The 11,266-nt window shown below is 48.4% G+C and carries 13 protein-coding genes and 1 pseudogene; 5 read left to right on the top strand and 9 right to left on the bottom strand.

The genetic code is table 11. The features are described from left to right. Window positions 1–9: 9 nt before the first annotated feature. A complete protein-coding gene (locus J1782_RS00660; protein WP_165059975.1) occupies window positions 10–468 on the bottom strand; it encodes an acyltransferase in 459 nt (152 codons plus the stop codon). Between the two features lie 164 nt (window positions 469–632). Between J1782_RS00660 and J1782_RS00665 the strand changes: the two genes are divergently transcribed. Continuing rightward, window positions 633–1,436: a hypothetical protein gene (locus tag J1782_RS00665; protein ID WP_217152000.1), complete on the top strand. Its 804-nt coding sequence runs from the start codon at window positions 633–635 to the stop codon at window positions 1,434–1,436. A 23-nt stretch (window positions 1,437–1,459) separates the two neighbouring features. Here the strand turns inward: J1782_RS00665 and J1782_RS00670 are convergent. The 6 genes and pseudogenes from J1782_RS00670 to J1782_RS00695 all read right to left on the bottom strand — a co-directional run bounded on the left by J1782_RS00670 (window position 1,460) and on the right by J1782_RS00695 (window position 6,681). After that, window positions 1,460–2,081 (bottom strand): annotated as a pseudogene (locus J1782_RS00670) (hypothetical protein). Then, window positions 2,066–2,335 carry a hypothetical protein gene (locus J1782_RS00675; protein ID WP_217152007.1) on the bottom strand — a complete coding sequence of 90 codons (270 nt, stop codon included), beginning with the start codon at window positions 2,333–2,335 and terminating at the stop codon, window positions 2,066–2,068. Before J1782_RS00675 ends, J1782_RS00670 begins: the two are co-directional and overlap by 16 nt. A gap of 150 nt (window positions 2,336–2,485) precedes the next feature. Continuing rightward, the gene (locus J1782_RS00680) at window positions 2,486–3,517 is read right to left on the bottom strand and encodes a methionine synthase (protein WP_152326662.1); all 1,032 of its coding nucleotides are present in this window, start codon (window positions 3,515–3,517) and stop codon (window positions 2,486–2,488) included. Window positions 3,518–3,543: 26 nt separating this feature from the next. Then, complete coding sequence (locus tag J1782_RS00685; RefSeq protein ID WP_165059987.1) at window positions 3,544–4,527, bottom strand: DUF1852 domain-containing protein; 984 nt, start codon at window positions 4,525–4,527, stop codon at window positions 3,544–3,546. A gap of 367 nt (window positions 4,528–4,894) precedes the next feature. Further along, window positions 4,895–5,140, bottom strand: a complete 246-nt coding sequence (locus J1782_RS00690; RefSeq protein ID WP_152326660.1) for a DUF1272 domain-containing protein — start codon at window positions 5,138–5,140, stop codon at window positions 4,895–4,897. A gap of 119 nt (window positions 5,141–5,259) precedes the next feature. Continuing rightward, on the bottom strand, window positions 5,260–6,681 hold the full coding sequence (locus J1782_RS00695; protein ID WP_152326659.1) for an MFS transporter: 1,422 nt from the start codon (window positions 6,679–6,681) through the stop codon (window positions 5,260–5,262). A gap of 136 nt (window positions 6,682–6,817) precedes the next feature. Between J1782_RS00695 and J1782_RS00700 the strand changes: the two genes are divergently transcribed. Then, complete coding sequence (locus tag J1782_RS00700; RefSeq protein ID WP_217152014.1) at window positions 6,818–7,723, top strand: LysR family transcriptional regulator; 906 nt, start codon at window positions 6,818–6,820, stop codon at window positions 7,721–7,723. A gap of 3 nt (window positions 7,724–7,726) precedes the next feature. Here the strand turns inward: J1782_RS00700 and exoX are convergent, their stop codons facing one another. Then, window positions 7,727–8,389 carry an exodeoxyribonuclease X gene (gene exoX, locus J1782_RS00705; RefSeq protein ID WP_165059994.1) on the bottom strand — a complete coding sequence of 221 codons (663 nt, stop codon included), beginning with the start codon at window positions 8,387–8,389 and terminating at the stop codon, window positions 7,727–7,729. 416 nt (window positions 8,390–8,805) lie between these two features. Here exoX and J1782_RS00710 point away from each other — a divergent pair, with 416 nt between their 5' ends. The 3 genes from J1782_RS00710 (at window position 8,806) to J1782_RS00720 (ending at window position 10,882) form a co-directional block, all read left to right on the top strand. Beyond that, on the top strand, window positions 8,806–9,246 hold the full coding sequence (locus tag J1782_RS00710) for a winged helix-turn-helix domain-containing protein (protein WP_217152016.1): 441 nt from the start codon (window positions 8,806–8,808) through the stop codon (window positions 9,244–9,246). A gap of 36 nt (window positions 9,247–9,282) precedes the next feature. After that, window positions 9,283–9,834 (top strand): putative peptidoglycan-binding domain-containing protein, encoded by a 552-nt coding sequence (locus J1782_RS00715; RefSeq protein ID WP_217152018.1) that lies wholly within the window; start codon window positions 9,283–9,285, stop codon window positions 9,832–9,834. A gap of 142 nt (window positions 9,835–9,976) precedes the next feature. Then, window positions 9,977–10,882 carry a LysR family transcriptional regulator gene (locus tag J1782_RS00720; RefSeq protein ID WP_217152025.1) on the top strand — a complete coding sequence of 302 codons (906 nt, stop codon included), beginning with the start codon at window positions 9,977–9,979 and terminating at the stop codon, window positions 10,880–10,882. Between the two features lie 119 nt (window positions 10,883–11,001). Here J1782_RS00720 and J1782_RS00725 read toward each other — a convergent pair. Further along, the coding region (locus tag J1782_RS00725; protein WP_217152027.1) for a phage holin family protein at window positions 11,002–11,266 on the bottom strand (265 nt) is incomplete at its 5' end.

Here is an 11,266-nt window from a genome sequence, read left to right on the forward strand (position 1 = left end):
TTTTTACGGCTATAGCAAACGCAGCAGTTTCGCCGGATTCCCCGCATACACGCCTTTCTCTGTGATATCTTTCGTCACCACGCTGCCCGCACCGATGACCGCGCCGTCACAAAGGGTCACCGCCAGAATGGTCGCGCCGCTGCCAATCGAAACGTGGTTGCCGACTACAATTCTGGCCCATGAATCACGATCCGGACCGGGTTTCCCATCACGGAACATATCGTTAGCAAACATCACGCCGTGGCCGATAAAACATTCTTCGCCGACGGTTACGTACTCGCAGACAAAACTGTGTGACTGGATTTTAGTACCACGTCCTATGACGGTGTTCGCCTGGATTTCGACAAAAGGGCCGATAAAAACCGCATCACCCAGCGTGCAGCCATAGACGTTGGCCGGTTCGATGATCACGACGTCGTTGCCGGTAATTACATTTTTGATCTGTGCGGTGTGAGATGTGTAGGGCATCCGGTGCTCCTTTAAATGAACATAATAATTCCACTCAATATTTCAGGCAAAATGCCGATGTCTTTTTAGTCTTTTGAAACAGACAATAATTTATACTTTATTGCGGAGTTCGTTTTGTAAGAAACGAATATCACTGAACTCATAAACTTCAGGGAAAATGTGAAATGACAGACACGGATGTAAAAATTGTAGAAGAAAATACGGTGCCTAAGGCGATCAATCGCCTGATCAAGAATGGCTGGACGGGCGCAGTGGCTTCGGCACTGATTACCGTTGCGCTGGATGTCTATTTCTGGACAAGCGGCGTCAGAAACCTGCTCGTTTATTTCAACCTTATTTATGTGTTTGTAACCTGTGGTCTGGCATACGGTATTTACCGGCGCAGCCGGGTTTGTGCGGTGCTGATGCTCTTGCTGTTTGTGCTGGACAAAGTCTATGCGCCCGTTACATACAGCAGCGGTAATATCGTATTCTTCGTCATGTTTATGATGTTTTTTTCCGGCGGGGTTGTGGGCACTTTCTGGTATCACTCAAAAGCACGTTCGCAGGATGTCAGCAGCACAAAAGTGCTGCTCCTGACGGCGCTGTGTGCTGCCGTTTGCATAGGATTCGTGGCTGGCGTGAAATACCTGATGACCGATTCCCCGCAGAAAGCCTGGCATGAATTCCATCAGCAACTCGATACAGCCAGGGCGAAAGGCAGCTTCCCGGTCAGATTGGATTATTACACCGTCCTGCAAAACGCCGAGCTCAATGACAAAACCCTCATTTATACCTACACCATCGAAAACACCCGCCTTGCCGATATCACCGATGCTCAACTTGAAACTCAGAGCCGGACTAATTTCACGGGGGCGTATTGTGCGGGCAATATGGTGAAGAAATACGGTTTGCAGGTTGAGTACGTGTATACGCAAGGGTTGACTGAAAAATCATATTCATACAATAAAAATGATTGCATGAATTAAGGCATTGCCGGACAAAGTTTTCGCTATGTCCGGCACCCCGTCACCTGCGGGTAGTTACGGCAAACCAGGATGAGTTTATTTTCAGGTTCGAAGCCTTTATCCAGCATACATTGCTGAATCTGTGCGGCCTTCAGGACCGTCGGAAGAAAAGACACTGAGCCCAGCGGTTCCGGATAGCCACACTCATACATCGTGTCTGACGCGAGCTTATCGTTCTCAACAGCATGGGAAAAATGCAGCGAAGCCCCGGCTTTACGCCACCGAATGAACTGGGATTCATCTGCGCCCGAATCCGGTTTGATGGAGTAGAAACCCATCAGCAACAAAAGGCGGCGCTTCGATTTGCTTCTGGCTCACCGGGTAAACCTGCTGTTTAGCCACGCAGGCGGGCGTGTTTTTGTTCACATTACAAATATGAAAATCACGCTTAAACGTGAATTCCTTTCCTTCCATGCAGTGGTAGTAAAGAACCGTTTCGTTATCGGTAAAATCCGGTTCAGGCACCGGGAGCGGCACGCCGCATTGCCCTATCGCGACGCGTGTTTCATCGATTGAAGTATGAGGGCGCTACCATTGCGTTAAATCCGGAGGCACCGGGCAGCCGTGATATAAAAAGGCTCGGTCTGCTTCTATGCGAACAGGAATTTAATCGTCGATCCTACAAGATATAAAGCGAATGCGATCTGCAATACCCGGAATAAGCGCCTAACATAGCGCCATTGGTTACGTTCTCTGGCGTTGGCTTTAGCGATTGAAACATCGGGGTTTTCTCTTTTTTTCCTTCTTTTCTGTAGCTCAGCATAGCCCCAATAGATAAGAAGAAGAACAACCAATATTTTCATAAGGACTGAGCTTTCTATATTGAAATGTGCTTCCCAATGCCAGTTTGTATTGCTCATTCCTTCTCATCTCTTCGGTTGACTTCGGGGTTTATAACAAGTAATGGCCTTGATATCCATGCTTATGGAAAGGTTATGATGCATTCAGGCAGAGACTCCGGGTTAAGCAATTTGCTTGCTCAACCCGGACGGCGTTCTTTTCAGGCGGGGTTATTTAGCCAGCAGTTCTTTGCGGACGATTTCTGCGCCTGCGCTTAACGCATCGAGCTTGCCTCGTGCAACGCCACGCGGTAACGGGATCATGCCGCAGTTGGTGCAAGGGTAGAGCTTATCGGCGTCGACGAACTGCAATGCTTTGCGCAGCGTCGCGGCGACTTCCTCAGGCGTTTCAATGCTATTGGTTGCGACATCAATCGCACCAACCATCACCTTTTTACCGCGAATGAGTTCCAAAAGTTCGATGGGAACATGCGAGTTATGGCATTCCAGTGAAATAATATCGATATTTGATTTCTGCAGTTTCGGGAAAATCTTTTCGTATTGTCGCCAGTCTGTTCCCAGCGTTTTTTTCCAATCCGTATTGGCTTTGATGCCGTAGCCGTAGCAAATATGCACCGCCGTCTCACATTTCAGCCCTTCAATGGCTCTTTCTAACGTGGCAATGCCCCAGTCATTCACTTCATCAAAGAACACATTAAAAGCGGGTTCATCGAACTGGATAATATCGACGCCAACCGCCTCTAATTCTTTCGCTTCTTCATTGAGAATTTTAGCGAATTCCCAGGCCAGTTTTTCGCGGCTTTTATAGTGGTTATCATAAAGCGTGTCGATCATCGTCATAGGGCCTGGCAGGGCCCATTTGATCGGCTTGTCGGTTTGCTGACGCAAAAACTTGGCATCTTCAACAAACACCGATTTCTGGCGGCTAACCGGGCCCACGACGGTCGGCACGCTCGCATCATAGCGATCACGAATTTTAACGATCTCACGTTTCTCGAAATCAACGCCGTTAAGATGCTCAATAAACGTGGTGACAAAATGCTGACGCGTTTGCTCGCCATCACTGACAATATCAATCCCTGCCTGCTGTTGATCTTCCAGACAAAGACGCAGGGCATCTTGTTTACCGTCGATTAATTCCTGATCTTGCAATTTCCAGGGTGACCAAAGGACCTCAGGTTGTGCCAGCCAGGAAGGTTTAGGTAAACTGCCCGCCGTTGAAGTGGGTAATAACTTTTTCATAATAAATGACCCTGTATTTTGGTTAATCAAAGAACGGAATTAGCAGTCCACTGCTCAAGAATCGTCTGGTAGGGTTTAATGAAATTATCTTCAGTAAACTTTCCCTGCTCAATGGCTAAATGGCTACGTTCTTCCCGATCATAAACAATTCGTGTTAATGAATAATCCTGTTGATTCAGGCTTGGCTGATAGCATATTCCTGCCGCTGAATTCGCGTTATAAATCTCAGGACGGTAAATCTTCTGGAACGTCTCCATCGTGCTGATGGTGCTGATAAGCTCGAGATTTGTGTAATCGCTGAGTAAGTCGCCAGAGAAATAGAAAGCCAAAGGCGCAACGCTATTTGCAGGCATGAAATAACGAACCTGTAATCCCATTTTGCTGAAATAGTGATCGGTTAATGAAGATTCATCCTGCTGATATTCAATGCCTAAAACAGGATGCACATTACCCGTACGGTTATAGATGTTTTTACTTGAGACACTGAGACAAATTACCGGCGTTTTGGTGAAATTGCTTTTGTAACTGTCGGAATTGACGAAGTGCTTGAAGATGTTTCCGTGTAATTCGCCGAAATTATCGGGAAGGGTAAACTGGTTTTTTCCCTTATTGTGCGCAGAAAGCAGCACGCTAAAATCATAATCACGTACGTAGGAGGAAAAATTATTCCCGACAATACCGTCAATGCGTTCATTCGTTTTTTTATCAACGATATTCGTTTTTAATATTTCAATGACCGGGAAAGTATCGCTATTGTCTTCAGCGTCAATCTTCAGCTCAACGGAAATAATTTCAAGTTCGACGCAATAACGATCGCCTTTAGGGTTATCCCAATGCGCAAGAGAATTGAAACGATTGTCAATCATCACTAAGGCATTGCGCAAATTCTCCTGGCGTTTCTCACCTCTGGCCAGATTCGCAAAGTTGGTGGTGATACGCGTACTTTCCGAAGGGTTATAATCCTCGTCGAAACGAATGCTCTTAACAGTAAATGCAAACTTTTTATTCATTGTATTCCGGCGCCCTGATGTATGAAATATAAACTGATATGTTGCTTGCCTTACAGGAATAAACCTTTTTCGTTTCTGACTTGCTACATCCTGTAGCCTTCAACCTGTTTACAGATAACAATTATGTAAAATTCTTGTATGCACAATTTATGCCTGAGTCATTGAATGAGGAAAAGTGATTTAATTTCACCGAACATGAACGATGTTCATGATCAGTCATACGGCAGGAATGCGACAGAGCTCACATTACGATGATTTATGGAGTTGATGCTGAAGGTCAGAGGGGGAAGGAACCGGCTGGCAGCTGATTTTCCATCAGTGCACGCCAGCAGCTGAAACGCTGGCGTTGCCTTGTACCGGTTAATCATCAGGAAGAAGCACAGCCCGCAGGATTCAATACCCGTGTTGCCGACGCCGGATTATTGGCGAGTTTATTTTCCGGCCTGCGGGGGCGCGCAACCAATTCTCCGCCACAATTCGGGCAAATTCCGCCCAGTTTTGTGTCGGCGCACGTAACGCAGAAGGTGCACTCAAACGAACAAATTTTCGCGTCAGCCGACGTCGGCAGCAAATCGGTATTACAACACTCGCAGTTGGGTCTCAGTTCCAGCATAGAAATTTATCCTCTGTGGGTTTACTTCATGAGCACGCTTCAATTTTCACCGACGTGTATCGTCGTAAACATAACCTGAAACAGCGGCTTGGGAAAAGGCTTAGCCAGTAGAACGCCCGTCATTTCTCTGCCTGCAAATCATGTCGCTGCCCGCGCAACCGGCTCACGCTGATTACAACTGCAAGAATTGTCGCAATCACGGCGACCCACAGGCTCAGTTTTACGGCGTGGGCTTCACGGATCACGTTGCTGGCGGCGTAAACGGACAGGATCACGCCGACGACTGCCGCGCCAAGGCACTGCCCGAAGGTACGCATAATCGCCAGTACGCCGGAGGCGTAGCCGCTGTGTTCGCGCGAGGCGTTCGACAGCATTTCGCGATTATTCGGGCTCTGGAAACAGCCGAAACCCAGACCACAAACGAAACTTCTCAGGCCGATATCCCAGAATTGCGGATGTTCAGGCAGTTGCGCGAGCAGCAATAATCCCACCCCGAAGACCGCCAGACCGATTGTGGAAATGATGGCGGCCGGATAGCGATCTGCGAGACGTCCGGCGTGGGGCGCAGCGAGAATAATCCCCAGCGGCCACGGCGTGAAAAGCAGGGCGGAGACAAACGCGCTGTAACCGTAAACGCTCTGGAACAGAAACGGCAGCGCCACGAAGGTAATTCCCTGGCTGACAAATGAGGCCAGCGAGGTCAGCGCCGCCAGAGAAAAGCGCGGGGAGGCGAAAATGCCGAGCGGCAAAAGAGGTTTTGTTGCGCGGCGCTGACGCCAGACAAACGCGACGCCGGTCAGAATAGCGATCAGCCCGTAGCTGACAGCCATCGTTAAATCATCTGCACCGGGGCGTGAAAACGCGTCTGCGGCCATGATCAGCGCACCGAGCATCGCGGCGGATAATACCGCACCCGCAAAATCAAACGGCTGGCGCGTGGCTGCCGGATTCGCCGGAATGACGCGCAGCGCGAGGATCATCGCAATAATGCCCAGCGGGATATTAATCGCAAAGAGCCATTGCCAGCTGAGCGCCGATAAAATGGTGCCGCCCAGAACCGGCGCGATGGCCGTGCTGGTGGCGATAATCAGGGCATTCAGGCCAAGAATTCGTCCCAGCAGACGGGTCGGAAATACGGATCGTAAAATCGCCGGGCCAATACTCAGCGTGGCCGCCGCGCCAATTCCCTGCAGCACGCGCATGAACACCAGCACGTCGAGGGAGGAAGAGAGCGCGCAGCCCAGAGATGAAAGAGTGAAGAGGGCCAGTCCGGCGACGAAAATCGAACGAAAGCCGATATGGCTGGCCATCGCGGCAAAAATCGCCAGCGCCATGGACGCTGAAAGCAGATAACCGTTGGAAACCCACACCGCCGCGCCCGCCGAAATATCCAGCGCCCGCGCGATTTGCGGCAACGCGATATTCACCATCGAACCGTCAAAAACTGACATCGTTGCCATCGTCATGACGGCCGCCATCGCAAAACCGCGCTCGCGGCCCGGTAATCCTTCATCGCCGGGTCTGTCTGAAAATAATTCCATAATTAAAACCGTTCTCTCTCACAGGGGATGCAGGGAATATAGCGGGACGCCGGATATAGCGGAAGACGCAGCATTTGCATTGAATACCTGCACCAAACGCCTTCTCTGCGGTTTCCTGGCGCGTTACACTGCGCGCATGACTGAACCTGATCTGAACTTACTCATTGCGCTGGATGTGCTTCTCGCTGAAAGAAGTGTAGCGGGTGCTGCGCGCCATCTGGGATTAAGTGCTTCCGCGATGAGCCGGACGCTCAGCCGCCTGCGCTCGACCACCGGCGATCCTTTGCTGGTGCGCGCCGGACGCCAGATGGTGCTGACGCCGTATGCCGAAGCGATCCGCGAACGTGCACAGAACGCCAGTTTTGAAGCGCGTGCGCTGCTTCGCCCGTCTTCGGCAGAACTCAATTTAGCCCGGCTTGAGCGCACTTTCCTGATCCGCTCCAACGATGGTTTTGTGGTGGCGTTTGGCGCCGCGCTGATTGCCGCTGCCGCGCAGGCCGCACCTTCCGTGTGTTTGCGGTTCACGCCAAAACCGGAAAAAACGTCTAACGCATTGCGCGAAGGGCGGGTTGATCTCGAGATCGGCGTCGTCGGCGACATGGGGCCGGAAATCCGTTTGCAGACATTGTTCCGCGACAGATTTATCGGCGTGGTGCGCAAAGGCCATCCGCTGGCGCGAAAGAAGGGGCTTACCGCGCAGGAATATGTTTCTTTCGGGCACATTGTCGTTGCCCGCCGCAACGGCACGCACGGCCCGGTGGATAACGCGCTGGCCGAAGCGGGGCTGAAACGCAGAATCGCCGCTGTGGTGCCGGGGTTTTCCGCCGCGCTGGCGATTGCCCAAAACTCCGATCTGGTGGCATTGATTCCCGCGTCATTCCTGATTTCTGATCCCGTCGGGCTTCACGCGTTTGAACTGCCGGTGAAAACCCGCGAGATCACGATTTCACAAATGTGGCACCCGCGCTCGGAAGTCGATCCGGCGCACCGCTGGCTGCGTCAGCTTGTGCTGGGCATTTGCCGCGAAAAAGTGCCGCAATAAACCCTATTGCGCATCCAGATAATGCTTAAGCGTCATCCTCAGGTCGGGCGTTAATTCTTTGATGTTTTTCAGCATCCAGCGCAGATAAGCGGGGTCGTCTTCGGCTATTTCTGCAATCTTTTTGCCGCGATATTTGCCGAACATCATGGTGTTGATCAGCGCAGGCCGGCCGGTGATAGTGACCATTTCTTCCGGCGTCCAGTCGGATTCATCCATGATACGGATGAGTAACGCGGCGGTGATATAGCAGTCAAAAAGCGCGCGGTGATGGTGCAAATCCGCAGGCGTGGCGACTTGCAGCTTGAGGGACTTGTAGAGTGCCATATTGCTGTACTTGATCCCCGGCCATAAACGGCGCGCCAGTTTCACGGTACAAATCCACTGGCCGGGCATTTCAGGCAACATGCGCTGGTCAAAACTGGCGTTATGGGCGACGTAATATGGGCTGCCGTGATAGCGGGGAATGACGTCTTCAATCCACGGTTTGTCGGCCACCATCGCTTCGGTGATTTTGTGGATGGCCATCGCCTGATGGCTGATAGGCCGGTCAGGGCGCACCAGATCACTCATCGGGTTAACGATTTTCCCGTTCTCAATATCGACGGATGCCACTTCCACCACGCCACCCTGCAATCCGCAGGTTTCCGTATCAATAACACGCAACATTTCTTACTCCAGCTGGTCACCGAACACTTTCTGTTTACGTTAGCCTAACGGAATGGCGTTCGTGTGCCCACTTTTGTGATCACAACGTGAAGGCAGGTATGTGAGCTATTATAACAACATCGCGAATATCAAAAAGTCATTGATAATAATTTCATATAAATCTTAATAAATAATGTCTTATTGTTTAGCCATTATCGATATGAATGCTTGTATCTTGCATATGGGTTTCGATAAGTCTTCAGATGACTTGTTGGTAAATAGCAAAGGCATCAATATGCTTTGTTGTTGTCACATTTCATGCAAATTTAGAATGAAGACGTGAGTTATTGATAGCTAAAAATAAAAGTTAATATAGTCTTAATTTCCTCATGAAGTTATTAATAGTTAATGCTCCCCTGAATGGAATCATCTCTGTCATGACAAGTTATCTTATAAATCATAAATATTTATATAACGAATCAACGAAAGAAATAACAAAAATTCACAGTAATAAAAAATTAAAACTCACCTTCATGCGGGCTCATTGCCTGTCTTATATAGTTCAGCATGCACAAGACGATGTTATCAGCAAAGAAGAATTGTCTCAGGCTATTTGGGGGACAAGAAGCCAGTTCACCAGCGAAACCAGCCTGACACAAATACTCTATTTAATTCGACGTGATCTTAAAACCATCGGCATCGATAAATTGTTCATGACGGTGCCGAAGGTCGGTGTGACCGTGAATAAAGAGGTCGTGATAGTTCCCCTGTGTAAAAACTCCACAGTAAATCGTGTCGCGCTGAGAATTAAAGTTGCTCTGTGCATAATGATTTTTCTGTTAGCGACTACCGGCATTGTGATGTTGAATCAACAGTGAAACAAGAATAATAACCAGAGTCTGGAAGGAGTTACTGTGTTTGATAATAAAATTATTTCCGGTGTGTTAGAACGGGAGGGGGGGTATGTGAATAACCCCGCTGACCCCGGCGGGAAAACGTGCTGGGGAATAACCGAGCGTGTTGCCAGGAATTCAGGTTATAACGGTGATATGGCGAGCCTGACCAAGGAAGAAGCCTATTCTATCCTTTTTAATCTTTACTGGATCCGCCCGGGGTTCGACAAAATCGACAAGCTTTCTGCTGCCCTTGCACAAGAACTCTGTGATACGGCGACGAATATGGGGGCAGGCGTTGCGGTTAAATGGCTTCAGCGCTGGCTGAATGTATTCAATCAGGGAGGGAAAGCATATCCGGATATTGCCGTTGACGGAGTAACAGGACCGGGGACGCTCAATGCATTAACACTATTTCTGACCGAACGCGGTAAGCAAGGAGAACATGTTTTATTAGCTGCATTAAATTGCTCTCAGGGGAATCGTTATTTAGAGTTAGCAGAATCGAAAACTACAAATGAAGTTTTTGTTTATGGCTGGTTAAAAGAACGTGTTTTTATAGCCAGCGCATGAAAGCGGGTGTCATTGCCGGATAGAAATAAACGCACGTATTGAGAGCATGTGCTTCTGTATAACCCATTAATTGTGCATTAAAGAAGTTTGTTGTCAGTTTTTTATAATTATACTGTGGTTAATTTGTATAATGAGGTAACAAATGGATAGTAGAAAGGCAGATGAATTTGACTACAATCTGATCAAAACGATGAATGAAGTCATCCGTTCTGGAAATTTATCCCGCGCAGCGGCTAATCTTAATCTTTCTGTTTCTGCAGTCAGTGCTTCACTAAAAAAACTCAGGCATCATTTTGGCGGAGATCTCTTTTACCGTACAGTGAATGGCCTCAAACCGACAAGCGCAGCGATGGAAATTCATTCTTCTTTTTCTAAGGCCATGAATATCATCGAAAGCGTTGTTAAAAATCCGGAACGGAGGCAGTCAACATGTTCTTTTTTGAAAATCATCTGCCCGGATATTTTTGAGCATCATTTCATCACCGACAGAAGCAGTAATATTGAATTCTCAAATCATCACTTTGGTCAGGAAGCGGACATGATCCAGAGTTTCCTTCATAATAATGTTGATATTCTTATTGGTAATTACATCCTGCATCATGAAAGGATCATCAGTAGAAAACTGAAGGCTCTGGAAGATTTCGTGATTGTTTGTAGTAAAAATAATCTGCTTTCCGGTCAGGCCTCTGTCACATTGAGTCATTATTATGCATCGCCTCATGCCTGTTACAGTCATTACCTGCTGGGGCCGCTGAAAACCCCTTTTGGCGGACTAGTGAGTGTGGATACTCCGTATCCAGGCGAAATCAGAACGGCCTACACCTCTTCTTCCATCAGCGGGGTGCTTAACATGCTGGAAAGCGGGGATATGCTGGCCGTTTTCCCACGCAATATTGCGCACTATTTTATCCATGACCGGGATTATAATCTGGCCGAGTTCCACCTTCCTGCCGAAATTCAGATTATCAGTCCTCCGTTATATATTAATTATCTTGCGGACGAGGTTCGGGACTTAAGAATAAATCAAATAGTAAGCAACTTTATTTAGTCAGACGTTCTTCAGAAAATCTCCGGTATTTGTATTATGAGTGCTGGCTGAGCCTTTAAGACAATGACATACCAGCAGAATAGCCCGTTCTCCTGATATGTCATCCTGTAAAGTAAAAATCATTTTGGTCTGGGCGGGATGTTATCGACCCAGGCAGCAATCTTTTTTCCTAAAATATTCAGGATAGGCCCTGAAAAAACGCCCCCTAATCCGGCCAGAACCAAGATGCGGGTATCACTGATATTCCTGTTAATGAGAATAATGCTGACCATCATCCCGCAAAAACAAGAAACCACGATTTGTAAAAGACAATTAATCATATCCTGAAAGAAACGATAGGTCACCCTCAGCATAATATAGCGTACAATACCGCCCCAGGCAGAC

Source organism: Rahnella sp. BCC 1045 (genome assembly GCF_019049615.1).
Taxonomy (GTDB): Bacteria; Pseudomonadota; Gammaproteobacteria; order Enterobacterales; family Enterobacteriaceae; genus Rahnella; species Rahnella contaminans.

Excerpts from the sequence above, each read along its gene's own strand:
- J1782_RS00720 (WP_217152025.1), top strand. The coding sequence starts at position 9,977 with ATGGATAGTAGAAAGGCAGATGAATTTGACTACAATCTGATCAAAACG.
- J1782_RS00675 (WP_217152007.1), bottom strand. The coding sequence starts at position 2,335 with ATGAGCAATACAAACTGGCATTGGGAAGCACATTTCAATATAGAAAGC.
- J1782_RS00700 (WP_217152014.1), top strand. The coding sequence starts at position 6,818 with ATGACTGAACCTGATCTGAACTTACTCATTGCGCTGGATGTGCTTCTC.
- J1782_RS00690 (WP_152326660.1), bottom strand. The coding sequence starts at position 5,140 with ATGCTGGAACTGAGACCCAACTGCGAGTGTTGTAATACCGATTTGCTG.
- J1782_RS00685 (WP_165059987.1), bottom strand. The coding sequence starts at position 4,527 with ATGAATAAAAAGTTTGCATTTACTGTTAAGAGCATTCGTTTCGACGAG.
- J1782_RS00680 (WP_152326662.1), bottom strand. The coding sequence starts at position 3,517 with ATGAAAAAGTTATTACCCACTTCAACGGCGGGCAGTTTACCTAAACCT.
- J1782_RS00710 (WP_217152016.1), top strand. The coding sequence starts at position 8,806 with ATGACAAGTTATCTTATAAATCATAAATATTTATATAACGAATCAACG.
- exoX (WP_165059994.1), bottom strand. The coding sequence starts at position 8,389 with ATGTTGCGTGTTATTGATACGGAAACCTGCGGATTGCAGGGTGGCGTG.
- J1782_RS00665 (WP_217152000.1), top strand. The coding sequence starts at position 633 with ATGACAGACACGGATGTAAAAATTGTAGAAGAAAATACGGTGCCTAAG.
- J1782_RS00695 (WP_152326659.1), bottom strand. The coding sequence starts at position 6,681 with ATGGAATTATTTTCAGACAGACCCGGCGATGAAGGATTACCGGGCCGC.
- J1782_RS00660 (WP_165059975.1), bottom strand. The coding sequence starts at position 468 with ATGCCCTACACATCTCACACCGCACAGATCAAAAATGTAATTACCGGC.